At 70.0% G+C, this 22,056-nt stretch carries 26 protein-coding genes and 1 pseudogene; 13 read left to right on the top strand and 14 right to left on the bottom strand.

Annotated features, from left to right (window positions below):
* Window positions 1–14: 14 nt before the first annotated feature.
* Complete coding sequence (gene pgsA / locus VFO26_RS12900; protein WP_325115419.1) at window positions 15–560, top strand: CDP-diacylglycerol--glycerol-3-phosphate 3-phosphatidyltransferase; 546 nt, start codon at window positions 15–17, stop codon at window positions 558–560.
* A gap of 185 nt (window positions 561–745) precedes the next feature.
* Here the strand turns inward: pgsA and VFO26_RS12895 are convergent, their stop codons facing one another.
* Genes VFO26_RS12895 through VFO26_RS12880 form a run of 4 tightly spaced genes read right to left on the bottom strand, consistent with a single transcriptional unit; the run spans window position 746 to window position 3,670 of the window.
* Window positions 746–1,783 (bottom strand): ABC transporter ATP-binding protein, encoded by a 1,038-nt coding sequence (locus VFO26_RS12895; protein ID WP_325115418.1) that lies wholly within the window; start codon window positions 1,781–1,783, stop codon window positions 746–748.
* Window positions 1,726–2,550, bottom strand: coding sequence for an ABC transporter permease (locus VFO26_RS12890; RefSeq protein WP_325115417.1), 825 nt, complete (start codon window positions 2,548–2,550; stop codon window positions 1,726–1,728). The genes VFO26_RS12895 and VFO26_RS12890 overlap by 58 nt, the downstream gene beginning before the upstream one ends.
* Window positions 2,547–3,296: a molybdate ABC transporter substrate-binding protein gene (modA, locus tag VFO26_RS12885; protein ID WP_325115416.1), complete on the bottom strand. Its 750-nt coding sequence runs from the start codon at window positions 3,294–3,296 to the stop codon at window positions 2,547–2,549. Before modA ends, VFO26_RS12890 begins: the two co-directional genes overlap by 4 nt.
* Window positions 3,293–3,670 carry a TOBE domain-containing protein gene (locus VFO26_RS12880; protein ID WP_325115415.1) on the bottom strand — a complete coding sequence of 126 codons (378 nt, stop codon included), beginning with the start codon at window positions 3,668–3,670 and terminating at the stop codon, window positions 3,293–3,295. Before VFO26_RS12880 ends, modA begins: the two co-directional genes overlap by 4 nt.
* A gap of 239 nt (window positions 3,671–3,909) precedes the next feature.
* Here VFO26_RS12880 and VFO26_RS12875 point away from each other — a divergent pair, with 239 nt between their 5' ends.
* From VFO26_RS12875 to VFO26_RS12860, 4 genes are read left to right on the top strand one after another with little or no spacing between them, the layout of a single operon-like run.
* Window positions 3,910–4,899: a sulfate ABC transporter substrate-binding protein gene (locus VFO26_RS12875; RefSeq protein WP_325115414.1), complete on the top strand. Its 990-nt coding sequence runs from the start codon at window positions 3,910–3,912 to the stop codon at window positions 4,897–4,899.
* 6 nt (window positions 4,900–4,905) lie between these two features.
* Window positions 4,906–5,751, top strand: coding sequence for a sulfate ABC transporter permease subunit CysT (cysT, locus tag VFO26_RS12870; RefSeq protein ID WP_325115413.1), 846 nt, complete (start codon window positions 4,906–4,908; stop codon window positions 5,749–5,751).
* A complete protein-coding gene (gene cysW, locus VFO26_RS12865) occupies window positions 5,748–6,566 on the top strand; it encodes a sulfate ABC transporter permease subunit CysW (protein WP_325115412.1) in 819 nt (272 codons plus the stop codon). The genes cysT and cysW overlap by 4 nt, the downstream gene beginning before the upstream one ends.
* On the top strand, window positions 6,566–7,552 hold the full coding sequence (locus tag VFO26_RS12860; RefSeq protein ID WP_325115409.1) for a sulfate/molybdate ABC transporter ATP-binding protein: 987 nt from the start codon (window positions 6,566–6,568) through the stop codon (window positions 7,550–7,552). Before cysW ends, VFO26_RS12860 begins: the two co-directional genes overlap by 1 nt.
* A 3-nt stretch (window positions 7,553–7,555) precedes the next feature.
* Here the strand turns inward: VFO26_RS12860 and VFO26_RS12855 are convergent, their stop codons facing one another.
* Window positions 7,556–7,963 carry an Rrf2 family transcriptional regulator gene (locus tag VFO26_RS12855; protein WP_325115408.1) on the bottom strand — a complete coding sequence of 136 codons (408 nt, stop codon included), beginning with the start codon at window positions 7,961–7,963 and terminating at the stop codon, window positions 7,556–7,558.
* 90 nt (window positions 7,964–8,053) lie between these two features.
* Between VFO26_RS12855 and VFO26_RS12850 the strand changes: the two genes are divergently transcribed.
* Entirely contained in the window at window positions 8,054–9,016 is a 963-nt protein-coding gene (locus tag VFO26_RS12850) for a GNAT family N-acetyltransferase (RefSeq protein WP_325115407.1), read from the top strand.
* The gene (locus tag VFO26_RS12845; RefSeq protein ID WP_325115406.1) at window positions 9,013–9,465 is read left to right on the top strand and encodes an SRPBCC family protein; all 453 of its coding nucleotides are present in this window, start codon (window positions 9,013–9,015) and stop codon (window positions 9,463–9,465) included. The genes VFO26_RS12850 and VFO26_RS12845 overlap by 4 nt, the downstream gene beginning before the upstream one ends.
* Window positions 9,466–9,554: 89 nt before the next feature.
* On the opposite strand, the gene VFO26_RS12840 is transcribed toward VFO26_RS12845, so the two are convergent.
* From VFO26_RS12840 to VFO26_RS12825, 4 genes are all read right to left on the bottom strand, one after another.
* Window positions 9,555–9,710 carry a hypothetical protein gene (locus tag VFO26_RS12840; protein ID WP_325115405.1) on the bottom strand — a complete coding sequence of 52 codons (156 nt, stop codon included), beginning with the start codon at window positions 9,708–9,710 and terminating at the stop codon, window positions 9,555–9,557.
* A gap of 133 nt (window positions 9,711–9,843) precedes the next feature.
* The gene (locus tag VFO26_RS12835; protein WP_325115404.1) at window positions 9,844–10,875 is read right to left on the bottom strand and encodes a manganese catalase family protein; all 1,032 of its coding nucleotides are present in this window, start codon (window positions 10,873–10,875) and stop codon (window positions 9,844–9,846) included.
* A 95-nt stretch (window positions 10,876–10,970) separates the two neighbouring features.
* Complete coding sequence (locus VFO26_RS12830; RefSeq protein ID WP_325115403.1) at window positions 10,971–12,536, bottom strand: acyl-CoA carboxylase subunit beta; 1,566 nt, start codon at window positions 12,534–12,536, stop codon at window positions 10,971–10,973.
* 22 nt (window positions 12,537–12,558) lie between these two features.
* On the bottom strand, window positions 12,559–12,987 hold the full coding sequence (locus tag VFO26_RS12825; protein WP_325115402.1) for a PPOX class F420-dependent oxidoreductase: 429 nt from the start codon (window positions 12,985–12,987) through the stop codon (window positions 12,559–12,561).
* Window positions 12,988–13,033: 46 nt separating this feature from the next.
* Here VFO26_RS12825 and VFO26_RS12820 point away from each other — a divergent pair, with 46 nt between their 5' ends.
* Window positions 13,034–13,999: a PLP-dependent aspartate aminotransferase family protein gene (locus VFO26_RS12820; RefSeq protein ID WP_325115401.1), complete on the top strand. Its 966-nt coding sequence runs from the start codon at window positions 13,034–13,036 to the stop codon at window positions 13,997–13,999.
* 30 nt (window positions 14,000–14,029) lie between these two features.
* On the opposite strand, the gene VFO26_RS12815 is transcribed toward VFO26_RS12820, so the two are convergent.
* Window positions 14,030–14,971 (bottom strand): DUF1214 domain-containing protein, encoded by a 942-nt coding sequence (locus tag VFO26_RS12815; protein WP_325115400.1) that lies wholly within the window; start codon window positions 14,969–14,971, stop codon window positions 14,030–14,032.
* 150 nt (window positions 14,972–15,121) lie between these two features.
* Here VFO26_RS12815 and msrA point away from each other — a divergent pair.
* Window positions 15,122–15,766 (top strand): annotated as a pseudogene (gene msrA / locus VFO26_RS12810) (peptide-methionine (S)-S-oxide reductase MsrA).
* Window positions 15,767–15,939: 173 nt separating this feature from the next.
* Here the strand turns inward: msrA and VFO26_RS12805 are convergent.
* The 3 genes from VFO26_RS12805 to VFO26_RS12795 all read right to left on the bottom strand — a co-directional run bounded on the left by VFO26_RS12805 (window position 15,940) and on the right by VFO26_RS12795 (window position 18,135).
* Entirely contained in the window at window positions 15,940–16,677 is a 738-nt protein-coding gene (locus VFO26_RS12805; protein WP_325115398.1) for an adenylate/guanylate cyclase domain-containing protein, read from the bottom strand.
* On the bottom strand, window positions 16,674–17,282 hold the full coding sequence (locus VFO26_RS12800; protein ID WP_325115397.1) for an alpha/beta hydrolase: 609 nt from the start codon (window positions 17,280–17,282) through the stop codon (window positions 16,674–16,676). The genes VFO26_RS12805 and VFO26_RS12800 overlap by 4 nt, the downstream gene beginning before the upstream one ends.
* Window positions 17,283–17,607: 325 nt before the next feature.
* Window positions 17,608–18,135 carry a hypothetical protein gene (locus tag VFO26_RS12795; RefSeq protein ID WP_325115396.1) on the bottom strand — a complete coding sequence of 176 codons (528 nt, stop codon included), beginning with the start codon at window positions 18,133–18,135 and terminating at the stop codon, window positions 17,608–17,610.
* A 209-nt stretch (window positions 18,136–18,344) separates the two neighbouring features.
* On the opposite strand from VFO26_RS12795, the gene VFO26_RS12790 reads away from it, so the two are divergent.
* From VFO26_RS12790 to VFO26_RS12780, 3 genes are all read left to right on the top strand, one after another.
* Window positions 18,345–19,172: an SGNH/GDSL hydrolase family protein gene (locus VFO26_RS12790; RefSeq protein WP_325115395.1), complete on the top strand. Its 828-nt coding sequence runs from the start codon at window positions 18,345–18,347 to the stop codon at window positions 19,170–19,172.
* 219 nt (window positions 19,173–19,391) lie between these two features.
* Window positions 19,392–19,868, top strand: coding sequence for an RNA polymerase sigma factor (locus VFO26_RS12785; protein ID WP_325115394.1), 477 nt, complete (start codon window positions 19,392–19,394; stop codon window positions 19,866–19,868).
* Window positions 19,865–21,055, top strand: a complete 1,191-nt coding sequence (locus VFO26_RS12780; RefSeq protein ID WP_325115392.1) for a hypothetical protein — start codon at window positions 19,865–19,867, stop codon at window positions 21,053–21,055. The genes VFO26_RS12785 and VFO26_RS12780 overlap by 4 nt, the downstream gene beginning before the upstream one ends.
* 438 nt (window positions 21,056–21,493) lie before the next feature.
* On the opposite strand, the gene VFO26_RS12775 is transcribed toward VFO26_RS12780, so the two are convergent.
* Window positions 21,494–21,829, bottom strand: a complete 336-nt coding sequence (locus VFO26_RS12775; RefSeq protein ID WP_325115391.1) for a GntR family transcriptional regulator — start codon at window positions 21,827–21,829, stop codon at window positions 21,494–21,496.
* 44 nt (window positions 21,830–21,873) lie between these two features.
* On the opposite strand from VFO26_RS12775, the gene VFO26_RS12770 reads away from it, so the two are divergent.
* Window positions 21,874–22,056: hypothetical protein (locus tag VFO26_RS12770; RefSeq protein ID WP_325115389.1), on the top strand; the 183-nt coding region annotated here is incomplete at its 3' end.

The following is a 22,056-nucleotide window of genomic DNA, read 5'->3' as shown; positions in this document are numbered from 1 at the left end:
ATTCTCCCCGAACCGTGACGCTGCCCGACCAGTTGACGCTCGCCAGGGCGTTCGCGGTCCCCCTCGTGGTCGTCCTCTTCGCGTGGCCGTTCGACGACCACCTCTACTGGGCAACGGCCGTGTTCGTACTGGCGATGGCGACCGATCAGATCGACGGCTGGCTCGCGCGCCGTCGCAACCAGACGTCGGCCTTCGGCTCGCTGCTCGACCCGATTGCGGACAAGGTGCTGGTGCTCGCCGTGCTCGTCATGCTGATCGCCGAGGGCGTGGCACCGGCATGGATGGTCGCGGCGATCGTGGCCCGCGAGATCGCGGTGTCGGGCCTCAGGCTGGCGGCCATCGAGCGGGGGGTGGTGATGGGTGCCCGCGACCTCGGGAAGCTGAAGACGTGGGCGCAGACCGCTGCCGCGACGATCGCGGGATTCCAGGCCGCCGGGGCGTGGGAGACCGACGTCGCGTGGTGGGCGCTCCTCGTCGCGACGGTCCTGACCTGGATCTCGGGGCTCGACTACGCGCGCGTCGCACCGCGGGTGTTGCGCGGCGAGCGGGCCGCCTCGTAGGTCGCCGGCCGCGGCTCCACGGCGGGGGAGCGCTCGACCGCGTCAGCGATCCCGGCACGCCACCACGCCTCGCTGCGTCCGGCGGGCGGGCTCACGCGGACTCCTGCACGCGCGGCCGCGACGAGAGCGGCCACGGTGACCTCGTCGCGTGCGTCTGGTCCGAGCGAGAGTCGCACGGCGGGAGGCTACGCGAGCGGGAGGAGCCGCGCGGCCGTCGCCTTGAACGATGCGACGACGGCCTCGCCCTCCTTCAGCGCGAGCCGCTCGACCGACGCCGTCGTGACCTCGGCCACGAGCGGCCCGACCGCGACCCGCGCCCGGTTCCCGAGCGACGTGATCCGCGTGATCGGGGCGCGCACGTGGTTGACGGCCGAGTCGTCCGGCACGTTGCGTGAGAGCGCGACCTCCCAGGGATAGACCGTGACGGCCACCCTGCCGGTGGCGCCGTCCGTCGACCACATGGTGCCGCCTCCGTCGAGCACCACCTCGGTGAGGGCGTCCCGGCTGCCGACGACCGCGCCGGGGACGAGGTTCGCCCCGGTGAAGCGCGCCACGAAGGAGTCGACAGGGGCGGTGACGAGGTCCGCGGGTGTCCCGACCTGGCGCAGGCGCCCGTCCACCACCACGCCGACCCGGTCGGCGAGCGTCGCAGCGTCCTCGAAGTCGTGGGTGACGAGGATCACGGGGAGACCGAGGCCGGCGAGCAGGTCGTGGAGCTCCCCCCGCACCGTGGCCCGGGTATGCGTGTCCAGTGCGGACAGCGGCTCGTCCAGGAGCAGGGCGCGGGGCTCGCGCGCGAGAGCGCGCGCGACGGCCACGCGCTGACGCTCCCCCCCGGAGATCTGCGTGGGCCGGGCGTCGGCCAGGTGACCGATGCCGAACCGCTCCAGGAGCGTGTCGACCGCGGTCCGCTCGGCTGCTCCATACGCGACGTTGCGGCGCACGGTGAGGTGCGGGAACAGCGCGTAGTCCTGGAAGACGAGGCCGACCGATCGGCGCTCGGGGGGCACGTCGATCCCGCGCGTCGTGTCGAGCCAGGTCTCCCCGTCGAGCGCGATGCGCCCCCGGGCCGGCCGGAGGAGGCCCGCGACCGCCCGGAGGACGCTCGACTTGCCCGCTCCGGACGGCCCCACGAGCGCGAGGGTCTCCGCCCCCACGTCGAGGGTCAGCTCGAGGGCGAACGTGCGGAGGCCGTGGGAAAGTTCTGCGTGGAGAGTCGCCATGAGGGGACGAGCTTGACGGCGAGCAGGAGGAGCGCGCTCGCTGCGACGAGCTCCGCGCCGATCGCGAGGGCGGTGTCGAAGTCGACGTCGAACTGCTCGTAGACGGCGAGGGAGAGCGTCTGGGTCACTCCCTGCAGCGAGCCGGCGAACATGATCGTGGCGCCGAACTCGCCGAGGCCCCTCGCGAATGCCAGGGCCGCGCCGGCCCCGAGGCCACCGGACGCGAGCGGCAGCGCAACCCGCGCGAACGTGCGACCGGGCCCCGCGCCCAGCGTCCGCGACGCGTCGACCAGCGACTGGTCGACGGCTTCGAAGGCCGCGATCGCCGTCCGCACGAAGAACGGTCCGGCGACGAACACGATCGCGAGGACGACCGCGACCCGCGTGAACGCGATCTCGAGACCGAGAGCGGAAAGCGTGTCCCCCAGCAGCCCGAAGCGCCCGAACGCGGCGAGGAGGCCGATGCCGGCAACGGCGGGTGGGAGAACGAGCGGCAGCTCCACGAGGGTGACGGCGACGCTCCGACCCCGGAAGCGCCGCGTGGCGAGGAGGTACGCGGCGGGCGTCCCCACGAGGAGGATCACGCCCTGTGCGACGAGCGTGGTCGCAAGCGTCACGCGCAGGGCGTCGCGAGCGACCGGCGAGCCGAGGGCATCGAGGAGGTCTCCGGGCGACACGCGAAGGAAGATCGCGGCCACAGGCACGACGAGGAATGCCAGGGCGAGCGCCGTGGCCGCCCAGAGCACGACCCCGAAGGCCCGGCTCAATCCGGCAACCCGAAGCCGGCGCGGCGCAGCGCGCGCCGTCCGTCCGCGCCGAGCAACGCGATCAGGAACGCCTGGGCAGCCTCCAGGTCGCGAGGCTGCGCCGCGACGGCGGCTTCGTAGATCACGGTCGGCTGTGCTCTGCGTGGGAACCGGATCACGCGGACGCTCGAGGCGACGGCACGGACGTCCGTCGCGTACACGAAGCCCGCGTCCGCCTCGCCGAGCGCGACCTTGCCCACGATGCCCTTGACGTCGGGCTCGAGGCTGACGGTCTTCCGCAGCACCCTGAGGAGCCCCTGGCGCTTCAGCACCTCGCGCGTGTAGAGCCCGATCGGCACCTTCGGGCCGGCGACGACCAGGCGGAGCCTCGAGCGCTTCGCCAGATCTCCGACCGTCGCGAGGCGTGCCGGGTTCCGCCGCGGGACGATGAGGACGAGGCTGTTCGTCGCGAACGCGACCGGTTTTCGCACCAGGCCCTCCGCGAAGAGCGCCTGCGTGTGCTGCGGGCTCGCCGAGAGGAAGACGTCGAACGGGAAGCCGTGACGGGCCTGCTGGGCGAGCTGGTTCGAGCCCCCGAACGAGGCCCGCGCGGTGTCGTCCACCTGCGGCAGCACCTCGGTCAGCGACGCGGCGGCGAGGATGGTCGCAGGCCCTTCCGTCCCGCGCGCGGTCGCCGCCGGGGCCGCTGCCGCGGCCGGGCCGGCGAGCGCGACGAGCGTCGCGGCGACGGTCGCGAGCCGCCTCACCGCTCGACCATCACGCTGGTCGACTTGACCACTCCGGCGGCGCTCATCCCGGGCGCGAGCCCGAGCTCCTCGACGGACTCGCGGGTCACGATCGCAACGACCCGGGCCGGCTCGGTGACGTCGATCTCGACCCTGGCGAGCAGTCCGTCCGTCTCGACCGAGCGGACGATGCCACGGAACCGGTTGCGCGCGGTCAGCCCTTCCGCTCCCTCGTCGGCCCTGAGCCGCTCGACCTCCGAGACCGGGACGACCCGGCGGTTGGCGGAGTCGCGCTCCACGCGCAGCTTCCCCTCCCGGTCCCAGCGGCGCAGCGTGTCGAGGCTGATCCCGAGCGCACGGGAGGCTTGCGCGGCCGTCAGATGCTTCCTAGGCATTGCCTATTCACTATCACACGAGCGACAGCTCGTGGGAGCCGGCCCTCGTGAGACCCAGCAGCCTCCCGGGCCGCCCCGGCTCGGGCTCGACCGGAGGCGAGGGCGACGGTCGCCGCATCGCGGGGAAATCCGGAACGTACCTCCTCCGACCCGGTGGGTATGCGTATGTCTTATGCGTGTCATATCCTCTGCTAATGTCCAGCACTCTGATGGGGATTGTCGAGAACAGGAGGAGCCACATGCCACGTCGCGTCCTCGCGGTCGCGCTGACCGTGATCGTCGGGGCGGCACTCGCCGTTGCCACGACCGCATCCGCCCACACGTCCGATACGAGGCTGAGCCTCGTCGGCTACGCAGTCCCGCGCGAAGCGCTCGGCGCGGTGATCAAGGCCTGGCAGCAGACGCCGGACGGCCGGGACGTCAGCTTCACGCAGTCCTACGGCGCGTCGGGCGATCAGGCCCGCGCCGTCGCGGCCGGCCTCCAGGCCGACGTCGTGCAGCTGTCCACCGGGCTCGACATCGAGCTCCTGGTCAAGGCGGGCCTCGTCGACGCGAAGTGGAACAGGCAGTCGGCCAAGGGCATCGCGACGAACTCGATCGTCGTCTTCGCCGTTCGCGACGGCAACCCGAAGAAGATCAAGAACTGGAGCGACCTGGTGAAGCCGGGCGTCGGGATCGTGACACCGAACCCGCTCTCGTCCGGCGCCGCGAAGTGGAACGTGATGGCGGCGTACGGGGCCCAGCGGCGGCTCGGCAAGACCGACCGGCAGGCGATCGCATGGGTCGAGCGGATGTTCAGGAACGTCGTCTCCCTCGACACGTCGGGACGGAACGCGACCAACGCGTTCGTCGCCGGTCGCGGCGACGTCTTCATCACGTACGAGAACGAGGCGCGCCTCGCGAAGCTGCAGTACGTGATCCCCCGTCAGACGCTGCTCATCGAGGCGCCCATCGCGGTGATCAAGACGAGCGAGAACCGCGACACTGCGAACAGGTTCATCCGCTTCACCAAGAGCGCCCAGGCCCAGCGGATCTTCGCGCAGTTCGGCTTCCGCCCGCTGCTCCCCTCCGTCTATCAGGAGTTCGTCAAGCAGTACCCGAGGCGACCGGGCATCTTCAAGATCGACGACAAGTACCTCGGCGGCTGGAACGCCGTCGACAGGAAGTGGTTCGACCCCGACAAGGGCGTCTGGGTCGGGATCGCGAAGCGCACCGGCGTCGGGACGTAAACGCACGTGTCGAGCATCGAGACGCTCGGACGGGCCCGTCCCGTGCGCATCCCGAGGGAGACGGCGACCGCCCTCTCCCTCGGCTTCGTCGTCGCCTTCCTCTCGGTCGTCGTCGCGCTGCCTATGGCCGCGCTGATCTGGGAGTCGACGAAGGAGGGCTCCGCGGGCTTCTGGGAGGTCGTCACGAGCCCGCAGTCCCTCGCAGCGCTGAAGCTGAGCTTCGGCGTCTCGCTCGTGATCGCCGTGATCAACGGCATCACGGGAACGCTGATCGCGTGGGTCCTGGTCCGCGACGAGTTCCGGGGCAAGCGCGTGGTCAACGCGATCATCGACCTCCCTTTCGCGCTCCCGACGATCGTCGCCGGCCTCGTGCTCCTCGCGCTCTACGGGCCGTCGTCGCCGATCGGCGTCGACGTGGCCTTCTCACGGACCGCGATCGTGCTGGCCCTGTTGTTCGTCACGCTCCCGTTCGTCGTCCGGACGGTGCAGCCCGTGCTCCACGAGCTCGACCGGGAGATGGAGCAGGCGGCGCGGTCGCTCGGAGCCTCCGAGGCCACGATCTTCCGGCGCATCGTGCTTCCGAACATCCTCCCCGGCATCCTCTCCGGCGTCGCGCTCGCCTTCGCGCGCGCGGTCGGCGAGATCGGCTCGCTCGTGATCATCTCGGGCAGCCTCCCGTACAAGACCGAGGTCGCGTCCGTCTACATCCTGTCGCGCGTCGAGAGCGGGGACAGGGCGGGCGCGGCGGCGATCGCCGTGGTGCTGCTCGTCTCGTCCTTCCTCGTGATCCTCGGGATCGGCGTGGTCCGGCGGCTGACGACCAGGCACGACGTGGCGCAGGCACGGGCATGAGGCCCGCGACGCTCGGCTCGCGGACGCGACGCCACGTATTGCGCTGGACCGCCCTCGCCTACCTCCTCGCGATCCTGGTGGGACCGCTCGCGATGGTGTTCTGGCGGACCTTCGAGAACGGCTACGACGCCGCGTGGAGCGCACTCACCACCCCCGAGACCGTCCAGGCGTTCAAGCTGACACTTCTGATCACGGCGATCGCGGTGCCGCTCAACACCGTCTTCGGAGTCGTCTGCGCGCTCGCGATCGTGCGGCGGGACTTCCCCGGGAAGGGGCTTCTCAATGCCTTCGTCGACCTGCCGCTCGCCCTCTCACCCGTCGTCGTGGGCCTCTCGCTCTTCCTCCTCTACGGCCGCGAGGGATGGTTCGGAGGCTGGCTCGAGGAGCACGACATCCAGGTGCTGTTCGCCCTCCCCGCGATGGTGCTCGCGACGGTGTTCGTCTCGCTCCCGTTCGTCTGCCGCGAAGTGGTGCCGACGCTGCGCGAGATCGGAGACGAGCAGGAGCAGGCTGCGCGCACGCTCGGCGCGAGCGGCTGGCAGACGCTGAGGCGCATCACCCTGCCGGCCATCCGCTGGGCGATCGTCTACGGCGTCGTGCTGACCACCGCCCGCTGTCTCGGCGAGTACGGCGCGGTCGCGGTCGTCTCCGGTCGCATCCAGGGCCAGACCGAGACCGCGACGCTTCGCGTCGAGGAGCGCTACGACAGCTTCGACGTCCAGGGGGCGTACGCGATCTCCCTCGTCCTCGCGCTGCTCGCAGTGCTCGTCCTGATCGCGATGACCGTCTTCCAGCGCAAGGAGGAAACCGCCTGATGTCGATCGTCATTCGCAACGTCTCCAAGCGCTTCGGCGACTTCGTCGCGCTCGACGACGTCTCGCTCGAGGTCGAGGGCGGGTCGCTGACCGCGCTGCTGGGGCCCAGCGGGTCGGGCAAGTCGACGCTGCTGCGGATCATCGCCGGCCTCGAGTGGCCCGACCAGGGCGAGGTGGAGCTCTCGGGAGAGGACGCCACGGCGCTGACGCCGCAGAAGCGGAACGTCGGGTTCGTCTTCCAGCACTACGCCGCGTTCAAGCACATGAACGTGCGCGAGAACATCGCGTTCGGGCTCAAGGTGCGCAAGCGGCCGCGGGCGGAGATCCACGAGCGCGTCGACCGGCTGCTCCAGCTCGTCCAGCTCGAGGCGTTCGGACACCGCTACCCCGCGCAGCTCTCGGGAGGCCAACGGCAGCGCATGGCTCTCGCGCGGGCCCTCGCGCCGGAGCCGCAGGTGCTCCTCCTCGACGAGCCGTTCGGCGCCCTGGACGCACGTGTCCGCGCGGAACTCCGCGAGTGGCTGCGCCGCCTGCACGACGAGGTGCACGTGACGACGATCTTCGTGACGCACGACCAGGCGGAGGCGATGGACGTCGCGAGCCAGATCGCGGTCATGAACCACGCCCGGATAGAGCAGGTCGGGTCGCCGACGGAGCTCTACGACGAGCCGGCGACGGAGTTCGTGATGAGCTTCGTCGGCGAGGCGAACCGACTCGGCTCTGCCTGGGTCAGGCCGCACGAGCTCGACGTCGCCCACCAGCCGACGGAGGACGCGGTCGAGGCGCTGATCGAACGGATCACACCGTACGGGTTCGACGCGCGGATCGAGCTCGCGCTCGGCGGCGGCGAGGCGGTCACCGTGCAGATGACCCGCGAGCGACTCGAGCTGCTCGAGCTCGAGCGAGGCCAGATCGTGTGGGTCAGACCCGATCGAGAGCGAGTGTTCGACGAGCGCGGTCGCGCGCCCGCGGCGGCCACCGCCTGACGGTCAGGCCGCCCGGGAGCGCGCGACCACGTCGGCGAGCGTCGTCTCGTCGAGCACGCCGCGCATCGCAGCCCGGAGCTCGATCCAGACCAGGGCCAGCGCCTGCGCCGCCCCCTCGTAGGCGACCTCGTCCGGCCGCACGCCGCGCACGGTCGCGATCGGCCCCTCTACCGCCCGGATCACGTCGGCGAGGCTGATCTCGTCCGCCGGCCGTCCGAGCGCGTACCCCCCTTCCACTCCCCGCCGGCTCGCCACCAGCTCGGCGTGACGCAGGTCGAGGAGGATGGTCTCCAGGAACTTCCGCGGGATGCCCTGCACGGTGGCGAGCTGCTCCGCCTTGACCAGCCCGCCGGCCGCGGCGAGCTCGAGCATCGCGCGAAGCGCGTAGTCGACTTTCGCGGAGACGCGCATCGCCGAACCGTAACGCCGGGCGAGCGCATGTCCCTGAGGACTGGTCCGCGTCGGCCGGAGAGCGGCCCCGGCAGGCCGTACGATCGCACCGTGGACGTCGACGTCCTCACCGACCCCGTCGAGGTCCTCGAGCGAGCCGGGCCGCTCCTCGGCGCCGACGAGGCTCGGCACAACCTCGCGTTCGGGATCCTCTCGTCCGCCCGCGACCAGCCCGACGTCTACCCGGAGCTCAGGGGCTGGATCGTGACCGAGCGGTCGAAGGTCGTCGGGGCGGCAGTGCAGACGCCGCCCAGCAACCTGGTGCTGGCGCGGCCGCTCGTCGAGCGCGCGCTCGACGAGCTGGCGGAGGGAATCGACGGGGAGCTCCCCGGCGTGGTGGGGGCCGTGCCCGAGGTGGACCGGTTCGCGCAGCTCTGGGCCGCGCGACGCGGGATCGGGGTCGAGACGCGCTTCGAGCAGCGCATCTACGCGCTGCGGCGGCTGCACGCGCCACCCCGCGTCGAGGGCGCGATGCGCCTCGCCGGTCCTGCCGACCGCGACCTCGTCCTGGGCTGGGTGGTCGCCTTCTCCCGGGAGGCCCTCCACGACGACCCCGCCGACACCGGCCAGCTCGAGCGAAGCGTGGACGCGCGGCTCGAGGGCTCCGAGACCCGCGGGATCGTCCTCTGGGAGGCCGAAGGCCGTCCCGTCGCGCTGGCAGCCTTCGGGGGCCCCACACCCAACGGCATCCGGATCAGCTTCGTCTACACGCCGCCCGAGCACCGCGGCCGGGGCTACGGCAGCGCCGTCACCGCGGCGACGTCGCGACTGCAGCTCGACCGGGGACGCCGCTTCTGCTTCCTCTACACCGATCTCGCGAACCCGACCTCGAACGCGATCTACCTGCGCATCGGCTACGAGCCCGTCTGCGACTCGCGGGAGCTCGCCTTCGAGCCGCGGCCGGTGCCGCCCGCGGAGCCCGGCCCGGCTGACAGCAACCGGGCCGCCGTTTGGAAACCGCCCGCCCGGGCACGCCCAACCGGAGGGTTTCCACGACAAGGAGGTTCCGGATGAAGACGATCGAGGAATCGATCGAGATCGAAGTGCCCGTGTCGACCGCGTACAACCAGTGGACGCAGTTCGAGTCGTTCCCGCGGTTCATGGACGGCGTCGAGCGCGTCGAGCAGAAGGACGCCACGCGGCTGCACTGGGTGGCCGACGTCGGGGGCGAGAAGCGCGAATGGGACGCGGAGATCACCGAGCAGCATCCCGACCAGCGGATCGCCTGGAAGGCGCTCGGCCAGGAGGGGCCGAACGGTGTCGTCACCTTCCACAGGCTCGACGACGCGCGCACCAAGGTGATGGTGCAGATGGACTACGCGCCGGAGGGCATGAAGGAGTCGGTGGGCTCCGTGGTCGGGCTCGACAGTCACAAGGTGAAGGGCGACCTCGAGTCGTTCAAGCACTTCATCGAGGGCCGCGGCGCCGAGACGGGCGCCTGGCGCGGCGACGTCGAGAGCTAGACAGGGCCCGGAGCCGGCGGCGTCACGGCGTCGCCGGCTCCACCCGCGACGTGCCGAGGACGGTCGTGCACGCAGACGCGGCGGCGACGCTAGAAGAAAAGCCTGATCAGCACGTTCACGAGGATCGTCAGCAGGACGGAGACGGCGAGGGAGGCCAGCAGGCACCCGGGGGAGCAGCCGTAGCCATAGACCCGCGCCCGGCCGTCCGCGAGCGTCCTCGGCCGAGGCGGGTCTCCGGGCTCCATCGCGCGAGCCTCGCCGGGACGGCCGGGCCCGCAAGAACCGGCGGCAGCCCCGTCGGCCGCCCGAAGGACCGCCACGCTCTGGCGGCCCTCCGGGTCGGCCCGTGCGCCGGCTCTCCGGCGCACGGCTCGACGGCTACCTCCTCGCGCTGGCCGTCTTCTGGCGCGTGGTCCGCCGCGGCTTGGCCGCCGGCGCGCGCTTCGCCGACGGGGCGCGGCCGGGTGACCTGGCGCCTCCGTTGGCGACCTCGCCGGTCGGCTCCTTCGGCAGGCCCGCCTTCACACGCAGCTTCCGGGCGATCTCGGCGATCTCCTCGGGAGCGTAGTCGGGTGCGAAGACGGCAGGCTGCGCCGGCAGGTCGTTGGGGGGCACCCCCTCGGGCGGCTCCTCGATCACGACGAGCTCCTCGCCCGTCTCGGGATGTGGGCCGTTGAAGACCGCGGCCAGCTCGAGATAGTCGGTCGGCGAGAAGCGGTACAGCCGCAGGTGGTCGCCACGCTCGATGTGCGGCCTGCACTCGGGGAGCTTCTCCGTCGGGATGCGTGGTGACGGGAACAGCTTCGTCAGGTCGGCGCCGGTGAGGCGCTCGAGCGCCCGGGCATACGCGACCTGGTGGACCCCTCCTCGCACGAGCAGGTATCCCGTCAGCGCACGCGCCGCAGGGTGGTCGACCATCTCGTAGACCTTCAGCTTGTTGTTCCTCGCGCCCGTCTCCAGGAAGAAGTTGTGGGTGAGATCCTCGACGAGGTCGCCGGACGAGAAGACGTAGTCGCCGTTCCACGGCCGCCCCTGCGAGTTCTGGGGCAGGGCGCCCTGGCCGCCTGCCAGGAAGTGGTGCGGGTTGCCCACGCCCTTGACCGGACCGAGCGACGTCTTCGGAGCCCGCCCGTTCGAGGTCGGCGACGCACCGGTCAGCATCGTGTTGATCGTCGCGGCGACCAGCTCGATGTGCCCGAACTCCTCGCCGGCGATGTTGGCGATGAGGTCGTAGAACGGCCGGGCTCCCTGGCGGTCCCGGAAGTTGAACGACTGGAACGTGTAGTTCATGAACGTCGACATCTCGCCGAAGCGTCCGCCCATGAGCTCCTGAACCGCTGCCGCTCCCTCGGGATCCGGATCCGAGGGAGGTGGCAGCGTCGTCGCGATGCGATCGATGCGCCTGATCACGGCTTGCCTCCTGGGTCGTTGGAAGGCGTGGCGTACCCGACCCCCGCTCGGGTAAACGGGCGTGGGGGACGATCGGCGCGACGCTCCGCGGGGCCCTACAGCGGGATGTTGCCGTGCTTGCGCTTCGGGCCCGGCTCGCGCTTCGACAGCGTCGCCTCGAGCGCCCGGATCAGGTAGGGGCGCGTCCTCCTGGGCTCGATCACGTCGTCGATGTACCCGCGCTCGGCCGCCGAGTAGGGGTTGGCGAAGCGCTCCTTGTAGTCGGCGATCAGTTCCCCGCGTCGCCCCTCGGGATCCTCGGCGTCGTCGAGCTCGTGCCTGAACACGATGTTGACCGCGCCCTCGGGGCCCATCACGGCGACCTCGGCCGTCGGCCAGGCGACGTTGACGTCGGCGCGGATGTGCTTCGAGCTCATGACGTCGTACGCGCCGCCGTAGGCCTTGCGCGTGATCACCGTCAGCTTCGGCACGGTCGCTTCCGCGTAGGCGTAGAGCAGCTTCGCCCCGTGCCGGATGATGCCCCCCCACTCCTGCGCGGTCCCGGGAAGGAAGCCGGGGACGTCGACGAAGGTCACCAGCGGGACGTTGAAGGCGTCGCAGGTCCGGACGAAGCGCGCCGCCTTGACCGAGGCGTCGATGTCGAGCACACCTGCGAGCGCGGAGGGCTGGTTGCCGATGATCCCGACCGCGTGCCCACCGAGCCGCGCGAAGCCGCACACGATGTTCTCCGCATGCGCGGGCTGGATCTCCAGGAAGGCGCCGTCGTCGGCGACCGACTCGATCACGCGCTTCATGTCGTAGGGCTTGTGCGTCGAGTCGGGGATCAGCGAGTCGAGCTCCGGGGCCTCGCGATCGACCGGGTCGGTGGGGGGTGCGTAGGGCGCCGTCTCGAGGTTGTTCTGCGGGAGGAACGTGAGGAGGTACCGCGCGTCCTCGATGCACGCCTGCTCGTCGGGCGCGGCGAGGTGGGCGACACCGGACTTGGTCGCATGGGCGGTCGCGCCGCCGAGGTCCTCGAAGCTCACGTCCTCGCCCGTGACGGTCTTCACGACGTCGGGGCCCGTGATGAACATGTACGACGTCCCCTCGGTCATCAGCACGAAGTCGGTGATCGCGGGCGAGTAGACCGCGCCGCCGGCGCACGGGCCCATGATCAGCGAGACCTGCGGCACGACACCAGACGCCTGGACGTTCCGCCAGAAGATCTCCGCATAGCCCGCGAGGGAGACGACGCCCTCCTGGATCCGCGCACCGCCGGAGTCGTTGATCCCGACGACGGGGCACCCGACCTTCAGCGCCATGTCCATGACCTTGCAGACCTTCTCCGCGAAGACCTCCGAGAGCGAGCCCCCGAAGACCGTGAAGTCCTGGCTGAAGACGCAGACGGGGCGCCCGAAGACGGTGCCGTAGCCGGTGACGACAGCGTCGCCCCACGGCCGCTTGTCGTGCATGCCGAACTCGATCTCACGGTGGCGGACGAACCGGTCGAGCTCGACGAACGAGCCCGGGTCGAGCAGCAGCTCGAGGCGCTCCCGCGCGAGCAGCTTCCCCCGCTCGTGCTGCCGCGCGACCGCTTTCTCGGATGCGGCGTGGGCCGCTTCCTCGCTCAGCTCACGGAGCCAGTCGAGCTTCGCCTCGGTCGTCTCGTGCCGCGCGGACATCGCGCGGAGCGTAACCCGGCCGCTACGAACGCGGAGGCATCCAGGGACCGACCCCGCCGAGCCGCTCGGGCGTGATGTGCAATACCACTCCGGGCGGTGGGTCGGGCATCGGGGGGAACGTCACGTCGGGCCCGAGGTAGCGGTAGGCGAGCTGCTGTAGCAGCTCCGGCGCCCCGCCCTCGGTCAGCCGGGCGCGCCCGTGGACGACGAGGTACTGGAGGAGCCCGGGCGGCTGGATCTCGGTGCCCTCGATCGAGAGGACGACGTGCGGATCGCGCCGGACGTTCCTGAGCTTCTGCTGCGTGGGCACGAGGTGCGCCGACACGATCTCGTCGCCGTCGCGCCCCACCCAGACGCACGAGACCTGTGGGGAGCCGTCGCGGTTCAGGGTCACGAGGTGCGCGAGCCGTCCCGACTCGACGAGCGCGCGTGCACCTTCGGGCAACTGCATCCCGCCAATGCTATGCGCGCACGGGAGGCTGGTAGCGTCGCCCGCCATGGGCGCGCCGCTCGATCGCTCCGCCACGTGGCCGTACGAGCAGGGCGAGCCGGGGAGGTTCTCGTACGCGCGTGCCGACCATCCGACCGGCGTGGCCTGCGAGGAGGCGCTCGGAGCGCTCGACGGCGGTCACGCGCTGCTCTACCCGTCCGGGATGGGGGCGGTCACGACCGTCGTGCTCACGCTGCTGCGCCCCGGCGGCACCGTCGCGCTGGCGGAGGGGGCGTACTACGGGCACCGGGTGCTCCTCGACCATCTCGGCGGCTGGGGCGTGAACGTCGTCGAGTTCGACCAGACCGCGGCACCACCCGACGACGTCGACCTGATCCTCGTCGAGGCTCCCGCGAACCCGCTGCTGACGATGCCGGACCTCGAGGCCGCCGCTGGGCATCCCGCACCCGTGGTCTGCGACGCGACCGTCGCCTCGCCGCTCCGCTTGCGCCCGCTGGAGCACGGCTGCGAGATCGCGCTCCACTCGGCGACGAAGGTGCTCGCCGGGCACGACGACGTCGTCGCCGGTGTCACGGTCACGCGCGATGAAGAGCTGCGCGACAGGCTCCACCTCACCCGGCGGCTCGCCGGCATCGTCGCCTCGGCCGACACCGCGTGGCTCGTCCGCCGCGGGCTCGAGACGCTCGAGGTGCGACTCGCGCGCCAGGAGGAGACCGCGCGCACGCTCGTCGAGCGGCTGACGTCACACCGCTCCGTCGAGGTCGTCCGCTACCCGGGCATCTCGTTCCTGGTCTCGTTCGACGTGGCCGACGGCGATGCGGCCGGGCGCGTCGAGCGGGGCGTGCGGGTGATCGAGAACGCCACGAGCCTCGGCGGCACGCGTTCCAAGCTGGAGGCGCGCCACCGCTGGGAGGGAGACCGGATCCCAGCGGGACTCCTCCGCCTGTCCGTCGGGCTCGAGGACCCGGAGCAGCTCTGGGCCGACCTCGAGCAGGCGCTCACACAGGCGTGACCGGAGACGGCCGGCGCGGCCGTCAGGCTGTCAGGCCTCGGTGACCGACGGGAAGGTCCAGGAGCCGTCGAGCACTTCGCGTCGAGGCCGGTACAGGCGCACGACGTAGTTCCAGCCCTCCATGAGGGGCAGCAGATTGGGCCGGTCGTGGTCGCCGCCGAACCAGACGGTGACCGTGCCGTCGTCGTTCGGTGTCGCCGTGAGGCTGTTGACGCTGTAGGCGTTTCGGTCGTTCGCCTGGAAGAAGCCCTCGGCGTTGTAGAGCGAGATCGACCAGAAGGCATCGACCGGGACATCGCCGACGGTCAGCTGGTACTCGCCCACCGGGAGCCCAGGGTCGACGTTGACGTAGTACGCCTCTTCCTCCGGTAGACCTCCCCACCCAGCGGCGGTGGCGATCAGGTGGCGCACGGGATCGACCTCGTCGCGACGTCCGAAGGCGCGCTCGAACCCCCCCAGGCCTCGCGCGAGCTCGAGGAGCGCCTGCCGAGTGATTGCGGCGCTCGCATCGTCGTACTCGGGCAGTACGAACGGTCGGTTCGAGCCGGCGCTCAGCCCGAGTCCGTCCTGCAGCGCGTGGACGGCTGCAAGGTCCTCGGGATCGTTCGGGTCGACCAGGATGCGGGCGGCGAGCAGGACGAACGGCGTGTCGAACTCGTCGATGCCCAGTCGATACTCGCCGGGATCGTGGATGAGTCGGTTCACGTAGTGATCCTCGTTGACGACCATCACGGAGAGATACCGATCCCCACTCGGCGGGATCGTCAGGGCCGCGCCGGCGGTCAGGTCGACCACGGCGGCGCTGTACAGCGTGTCGCGGTTCTGCCGAATCACCGGCTGATGGTCGAGCGGGGTCGGCTCCCGGTTGTGCGACCACGTGTTCGTTCCTCCGGCATCTCGCTGGATCGCCGCGAACATCCGGTCGGTCTCGGCGCGCGCGAAGTTGTCGACGTTCACGCGGATCGCGGCCATTCGACGTGCACCTCCGAGTCGCACCGGGACAGCTCGGCGATCCTATCCCGCGGGGGCCGGCGCGCCGTTCGGTCCGAGCAGCTATGGCTCGCGGACGAACTGGCCCCGCCCGGCGGCGGGTGCGAGCCGGCGCTCGCCTTCGCCCACGGCATGCTGCGCGTATCCTTCACGGGGAGGTCGGAGCTGGTCGCTCCCGAGGAGGTCGTCCCCGGACGCGACACGCCGATCACCGGCCACGGGCCACACCTCGTCCTCGGGACACCGATCATCCCGCCCTTCCCCGAGGGCTACGAGCAGATCGTCGTCGGCAGGGCTGCTTCTGGGGCCCGCCGAGCGTCTCTTCTGGCAGGCACCGGGCGTGTACACGACTGCGGCCGGCTACGCCCGACGTACGAGGAGGTGTGCTCCGGCCGGACCGGGCACGCCGAGGTCGTGCTGGCGGTCTTCGACCCGGCGCGAACGAGCTACGACGAGATGTTGCGCGTCTTCTGGGAGGGCCACGATCCGACGCAGGGCATGCGGCAGGGCAACGACGTCGGCACCCAGTACCGCTCGGCCGGCTACTGGCACGACGCGCGACAGCGTGACGCCGTCCTGTCGTCGCGTGACATGTTCCAGGAGGACCTCACCCGCGCCGGCTACGGGCAGGTCACGACGGAGATCGCCGAGGCGGGGCCGTTCTTCTACGCCGAGCCGTACCACCAGCAGGACCTCGCCGCGAACCCGAACGGTATTTGCGGCCTTGGAGGGACAGGCGTCTCGTGCCCTGCCCCAGCAGCAGCGGCGAGCGACTGACGACCGGGGTTCCGGCGGGCATCGTGCCCAACCGGGCTCCATTACGTGCCTCCTTCGTCTGTGCGTTCAGATGCTCAGCCCGGAACCGCGAGCTGTCTCCGTTCGCCCTTCGATCTTAGCCTTGCCCGGTCCCTGTCCGCGGCCACGCCACGGTGCCTGGGTGTGACGGAGCCTCAGGCTTCTGCCGCGTAGAGCCGCCACTCGCCGGGGACGCCTTTCAGCTCGTGTGTACCGCGGTCTTGAAACTCGAGCCCGGAGCCTGCGACGAGGTCCTTAACGGTGCTTGACACGAGAACCTCGCGCGGAGCTGCATGGGCCGCGATCCGGGCGCCGGTGTGGACCGCGATCCCGGCGACCTTCCCGTCGAGCAATTCGCACTCACCCGTGTGCAAGCCCGCCCGCACCTCGAGTCCGAGCCCGTGGACGCCTTCGACGACGGCCTGTGCACAGCGAATGGCTCGGGCGGGGCCATCGAAGCTGGCGAGGAAGCCGTCGCCTGCGGTGTCGACCTCCTTGCCGCGAAAGCGGACGGGCTGACGACGGACGAGCTCGTGGTGCCGCTCGAGAAGTTCTCGCCACGCCCGATCGCCGAGGCCGACGGCGCGTTCGCTCGCACCCACGATGTCAGTGAAGAGGATCGTCGCGAGCACGCGCTCCGGATCGGGGTCGTTCCAGCCACCTTCTTGCCATATGCCAAGCAGGAACGCCTCCGTCTCGCCGAGCACACGCTCGAGACTTGAACCAGTAAGGATGCTCTCCCCCTCCAGTTCGACGAGCCTCGCCCCAGGGATCTGCTCCGCCATGTAGCGAGCGCCGCCAATGGCCATCGCCGGATCACCGACTGCATGAACGAGCAGCGTCGGCACCTGGACGGCCGACAGTACGTGTCGGACGTCTACTTCCCGGTTCATCGCGGCGAGCGTCTCGATCGTGCCCGGGCTGGCGGCCGCGCGGCGAAAGTAGTCAGGTCAGCATCGCTGTACCCAGGTGCGATCGTGCGCCCGACTTCCGCGACGGCCGCGTGGCGAGACTGCAAGAAGAGCATCTGGTAGGCCCGTACTACTGAACGCTGCCGCTCCAAGGTCCACCCCCACGGGTAATCCGGTGCCCACAGCTCGCGGGCAAAACCGCGTCCCAGGACGAGGGCACTCGTCCGCGCAGGATACGTCGCCGCGAACAGGACGCTCATCGGGACGCCCACGCTGATGCTGAACACGGCCGCCCGCTTTGAGCCCGCCGCGTCCATGACTGCGCGGAGATCGTCCATCCGCGTCTCAAGAGCTGGAGTGCCGCCAACACGATCCGACATCCCAACACCACGCTGATCGAGCACGATCACGCGCGAGACCGACGCCAGACGCTCCACGATGCGGCCGTGAAATGTCGGCATCTCCGTCATCAACTCGACATGCGAGACGAACCCGGGGTGGAAGACCACGTCGAACGGCCCCTCGCCAAAGACGCGGTATGCAATCCAGACCGCTCCGCTTCTCGCGTAGCGCGTCTCCGGCTGCACGGCGCTAGTGTCGGATATCGCAAACTCCTGAGCAAGCGGCCCGCCCTCCGCAAGGGAATAGAGGGCACTGACTTCCGGGTTTCCATGGGGCGGTGAAACGGACTCGCGCAGTGACTGCACGGCGTTCTCCGGGCTTCTCCCGCTGTTGGGCTGTGTTAACCCCGCTGCGCCGGCCCGGCCACCCGGCCGCGGGCCCGGAGCGAAAACGCGGAGCGCCGGAGGCTGGCATGAGAGAGGGGGAGCCGCAGCTCCCCCTCTGGTCAAGCCTGTATGTCGCCGGAACGACTGAGGACTGCTTGAAGTCCGAAGCGTCCCTGACAGCCGTCTAGTGGTCGATGGTTCCGCTGAACGCGCCGGAACTGGCGCCCGTCGTCTGATCCACGGTGCTTTCCAGCGTGAAGCTGCCAGTTGCGTCGGCGAAGCGCCCCGTTCCGCCCGTGATGGTGTAGACCTCGACAATCGAGAGCGTGGTCGGACTCGTCCGGGTCGCCTGTCCGGCGACCGTGGCGAGCAAGTCGTCGCCGTTTGCCGCAGTGAAGGTCGCGGTTCCCGTTGAAGCCATGGTCACAAGGTTGATCACCATCGTGATGTGCTCGGTGTACTTGCCGAGATGCGTGGCGTTGCCCGTGCCCTCGCGATCCAAGAAGCGGAGCGGGGGAACGACCGTCCCCGTTTCAACCGCACTAACCGTTCCCTTGAACGGAGTCTCAGCCGCCATGGCGCTGGCCGCGACGATCGCCAGCGATAGCGTGAAAGCAGCAACCAGCCCGACGAACAGCGGGTGACGAATCTTCATTCCGTTTCCCCCCTTTGGAAGCAGTCGGCCGCCGATGATCAACAGGCTGCGCTCCACCGTAACCAGTCGTGACACTCGAAACAAGCGCGCCGCCCTATGCATCCACGCTAAGGGAGCCTTGCGGCTCCCTCGAGGTCGAGCGCGGTGCGCGCCGGGGTCAGGCACCGACGGGGATCGGAGCTAGCAGCTCCTCGATCCAGTCAAAGCTTCGCTCACGACCGTGTGCGAAGGCTGGTCCGTGGAGGTGGGCGCCCTATACTCGAGCGATGCGGCGCGCGGGTGTTCTCGCGGCAGCGCTCGTCGTCCTCACGGTCGGGGCGTCGGCGGCGGGTGCGACATCGACTGCGCCACGGGATTACTACCTCGCCCTCGGCGACTCCATGGCCTACGGCTTCCAGCCGACGAAAGCCGCCAGAAGATTGCCGCCGAGCGCGTTCGACACGGGGTACGTCGACGTCTTCGCAGCGCGGCTTCGCGCCCTCGCACCCGGCATCCGTGTCGTCAACTACGGCTGCCCGGGTGAGTCGACGGTCACGTTCACGAAGGGCGGCTGCCCCTGGCTCGCCGAGGGCAAGCGACTGCATGACGGCTTTCGCGGATCGCAGATCGATGCGGCGCTCGCGTTCCTACGAGCGCATCGCGGTGAGGTCAGCCCGATCACCGTGACGCTCTGGGGCAACGACTTCTTCGCGCTGGTTGATGCATGCAAGGGCGGCCCTGCCTGTGTCCAGAAACGGACCGGGACGATCGCCTCCCGTATCGGCACGATCCTCACGCGGCTCAGGCAGGCTGCTCCGACATCCGAGATCATCGTGACCGGTGCCTGGAACCCGGGCGCCGAAGACTTTGCGCAGACCGATCCTGTGTTCCGCTCGCTCGACGGGCAGATCCGGCGGGCCGCCGCGTCCACGAGGGCGCGCGTCGCCGACATGCAGAAGGTCTTCAACACCGGCGGAACCCCGGCGGCGCGGCGCGCTCGGATCTGCTCCCTGACCTTCATGTGCAAGGGAGGGGACCCCCATCCGACGAATGCGGGGTACCGGGAGATGGCCAAGGCGTTTCTCGCCGCGTCCGGCTACCCGCCCAAGCGCTAGAGCGAAGGCTCACGGGGTAATGTCCCCAGCGGGATTCGAACCCGCGTGATTGGGCTGTGTTGAGCCCTCATGCCCGGCCCGGCCACCCGGTCGCAGGCCCGGAGCGAACCGCGGAGCGGCAGCGGCGGGCATGCTCCCCGGAACGCGTGTCGCTTGCGGATCGGCGTTACCGTCAGCGCTCGATAAAGGATTCAGCCGAAATCGCGATCTTGATAGAGCATGGGTCGTCTCGACTCCGACCTAGAAGATCTCTTCCGGCGCCGACACGGCGCCTTCCAGGTGATGCTCGCGTCGGTCACGGGGAGCGTCGACAGCGCACGCGACGTGGTGCAAGAGGCCTTCGTGCGAGCGCTGCGCTACCAGGACGGATTCAGCGGTGAGGGTTCACTCGAAGGCTGGGTATGGCGGATCGCGCTCCGAGCTGCGGTCGGCTCGCAGGGATCGGGTGAGCTCTCGCTCGAGGAGGTACCGGAGATCGCGTTCGTCGACGAGAGAACCGACCAGGCGCTCGCGGCGGCTGTTCGGGAGCTGTCCCCGCAGCGGCGGATGGCGATCTTTCTGCGCTACTTCGCTGACCTCTCGTATGCCGAGATCGGTGAGGTGCTCGGGATCGCCGAGGGAACGGTCGCAGCGACCTTGTCCAAGGCACACGAGCAGTTGAGCGCACAACTCACGAAACACGAGGTGGTGGCATGAGCACCTACGACGACGCGTCGCTGGCCACGCGCTTCCGAGCGCTGGCAACCGATCCCCTCCCGATGAGCTGGGATGAGGTTCTCGAGGTCGCCCACTCCTTCGAGCGGATCTTTCCGGTGCCGACCGTGGTCGCGGACTGGGATGACGTGCACGATCGCGCGGGCGCGGAGCAGCCGCACCGCACGCGGTCGTTCCGGCGCCAGAGGCTCGTTGCAATCGTCGTTGCGGGCCTGGTGGCCGCGCTCCTCGTCGCGCCGGGGCTCGGCGTCGGCAGCCGTCTCCTCGATCTGCTTCAGGGACCGTTCATCCCCCCCGATGTTGGTTCGCCCGCCTGGTCGCCGGATGGGCGGAGGATCGCCTTCTCGCGCTACGGCGGCGACTGGTACGCGGACATCTACGTCATGAACGCCGACGGCAGCGGGGAGCGCGAGCTGACACGCGACGTCCAAGGTCTGGAGTGGTCGCCCGACGGACGGCAGATCGCCTTCAAGAGCGACCGCTCCGGCGAGTCGGAGGTCCACGTCATCAACGCCGACGGGAGCGGCGAGCGACAGCTGTCTCACGGTGGCGGATGGTCCCATCGCTGGTCACCCGACGGGCGGACGATTGCCTTCGAGAGCACCCGTGAGCGCGGGGCGGGCAACACCGACATCTACCTCGTCAACGCGGACGGAAGCGGCGAGCGAAGGCTGACACAACGTGGCAGCAACCTCTCCTGGTCGCCGGACGGACGAATGATCGCCTTCAACAGCAAGCGCTCCGGTACCTGGGAGATCCACGTCATCAACGCCGACGGGAGCAGGCAGCGGCGGCTGACACACAACGGAGGCCGCGATCCCGTCTGGGCGCCCGAGGGGCGGACGATCGCCTTCACGCGCAACGGGCGGATCTTCGTCATCAACGCCGACGGGAGCAGGCAACGGCAACTGACACGTCGCGAGGGTCGGCCGGTCTGGTCGCCCGACGGCCGGAAGATCGCCTTCCGGGCCCACGACGCGTGGATCTACTCGATGAACGCCGACGGAAGCGGGCTACGGCGGCTGGCACGCAGCAGCGACCATGGTCTGGCCTGGTCGCCCGATGGGCGGAACATCTCCTTCGTGAGTGATCGCGACGGAGGGAGGGACGAGATCTTCGTGATGAACGCCGACGGCAGCGGGCAGCGGCGCCTAACGCAGCGCGGATAAGCGCCCTACTTGGCCGCCCGACGGCCGGAGGATCGCCTTCTGCGCAACGGTGAGGGCAGAGGCGGTACTCGATCGCGCCGGCGCGATCGACGTAGCACCTGCGGCCAGGTGCGCGAGGCGAACTAGATCGCGTCGTCCGTCGCGCGCGTCGTCGCGCGTACCTCGCCAGCCCAGCCAGCCGGTACCCCACCGTCGAGCCTGCGACCTTGCGGGTATCCGAGCTCGAGTCCCGGCGGGGGTGGCGGCGTCGTGCACGCTTCCCGGCTGTGATCGCCCATCGTCGTACCTCCAGCGTCGAGGGATGCGATCGATCAGCTGGGCGCTCACTCTAGCGCGGTCGTTGCCAACGAGGGCACCACGGCTCGGATGCACTTCGGGCCGAGTGCCTACGTCAGCACACGGGTGCGGGAATGTCTCTTGAACGACCCGTGCGCGCCGTCAGGCAACGTCCTCGATCATGGCGACGAGCTCGTCGACGGCGTATCCCTGGGTGCGGGCGAACTCGACCAGTTCTCGCACTTTCTGGATGACGGCGCCGCGCTCGGGTGTGCCGGCGACGGTGATTCCGCGTCGGCGGCGAAGTTCGAGCAGCCCTTCGTCCTGCAGCAGCCGTAGCGAGCGCAGGACCGTGTTGGTGTTGACTCCGAGCACGGTGGCGAGGTCTCGTGCGGGTGGGAGTCGTTCGCCGGGTTTGGCCTCGCCGTCTGCGATCGCGCGTCGGATCTGGGCGGCGACCTGGAGATAGAGGAGCTCGGCGCCGTCTTCTTTGTTCACCTTGACACTAATCAATGTACTAGGAATACTAGCTCAATGTTGAAGTGGAGGCAGGCATGACTGTTTCCGCCCCGCCGCGTCCGCCCTCGCAAGCGCCCGAGGTTCCGGACAGCAGGCCGCTCGAACGCGATGAGATCGAGGCCCTCGTCGAGGCGCTGATCGAAGAGGCGCGACGAGAGACGCGCCGTCGCCATCGCAGATACTGGGCGCTCGCCGCGCTCGCGGCT

Source organism: Gaiella sp. (assembly GCF_035710885.1).
In the GTDB taxonomy this organism is placed as follows: Bacteria; Actinomycetota; Thermoleophilia; order Gaiellales; family Gaiellaceae; genus Gaiella.
Note: the sequence above shows the minus strand (reverse complement) of the source record. Positions and strands in the feature narration are given on the sequence as shown.

Excerpts from the sequence above, each read along its gene's own strand:
- VFO26_RS12895 (WP_325115418.1), bottom strand. The coding sequence starts at position 1,783 with ATGGCGACTCTCCACGCAGAACTTTCCCACGGCCTCCGCACGTTCGCC.
- VFO26_RS12880 (WP_325115415.1), bottom strand. The coding sequence starts at position 3,670 with ATGCCTAGGAAGCATCTGACGGCCGCGCAAGCCTCCCGTGCGCTCGGG.
- VFO26_RS12875 (WP_325115414.1), top strand. The coding sequence starts at position 3,910 with ATGCCACGTCGCGTCCTCGCGGTCGCGCTGACCGTGATCGTCGGGGCG.
- cysW (WP_325115412.1), top strand. The coding sequence starts at position 5,748 with ATGAGGCCCGCGACGCTCGGCTCGCGGACGCGACGCCACGTATTGCGC.
- VFO26_RS12860 (WP_325115409.1), top strand. The coding sequence starts at position 6,566 with ATGTCGATCGTCATTCGCAACGTCTCCAAGCGCTTCGGCGACTTCGTC.
- VFO26_RS12855 (WP_325115408.1), bottom strand. The coding sequence starts at position 7,963 with ATGCGCGTCTCCGCGAAAGTCGACTACGCGCTTCGCGCGATGCTCGAG.
- VFO26_RS12845 (WP_325115406.1), top strand. The coding sequence starts at position 9,013 with ATGAAGACGATCGAGGAATCGATCGAGATCGAAGTGCCCGTGTCGACC.
- VFO26_RS12840 (WP_325115405.1), bottom strand. The coding sequence starts at position 9,710 with ATGGAGCCCGGAGACCCGCCTCGGCCGAGGACGCTCGCGGACGGCCGG.
- VFO26_RS12830 (WP_325115403.1), bottom strand. The coding sequence starts at position 12,536 with ATGTCCGCGCGGCACGAGACGACCGAGGCGAAGCTCGACTGGCTCCGT.
- VFO26_RS12825 (WP_325115402.1), bottom strand. The coding sequence starts at position 12,987 with ATGCAGTTGCCCGAAGGTGCACGCGCGCTCGTCGAGTCGGGACGGCTC.
- VFO26_RS12820 (WP_325115401.1), top strand. The coding sequence starts at position 13,034 with ATGGGCGCGCCGCTCGATCGCTCCGCCACGTGGCCGTACGAGCAGGGC.
- VFO26_RS12815 (WP_325115400.1), bottom strand. The coding sequence starts at position 14,971 with ATGGCCGCGATCCGCGTGAACGTCGACAACTTCGCGCGCGCCGAGACC.
- VFO26_RS12805 (WP_325115398.1), bottom strand. The coding sequence starts at position 16,677 with ATGAACCGGGAAGTAGACGTCCGACACGTACTGTCGGCCGTCCAGGTG.
- VFO26_RS12790 (WP_325115395.1), top strand. The coding sequence starts at position 18,345 with ATGCGGCGCGCGGGTGTTCTCGCGGCAGCGCTCGTCGTCCTCACGGTC.
- VFO26_RS12785 (WP_325115394.1), top strand. The coding sequence starts at position 19,392 with ATGGGTCGTCTCGACTCCGACCTAGAAGATCTCTTCCGGCGCCGACAC.
- VFO26_RS12780 (WP_325115392.1), top strand. The coding sequence starts at position 19,865 with ATGAGCACCTACGACGACGCGTCGCTGGCCACGCGCTTCCGAGCGCTG.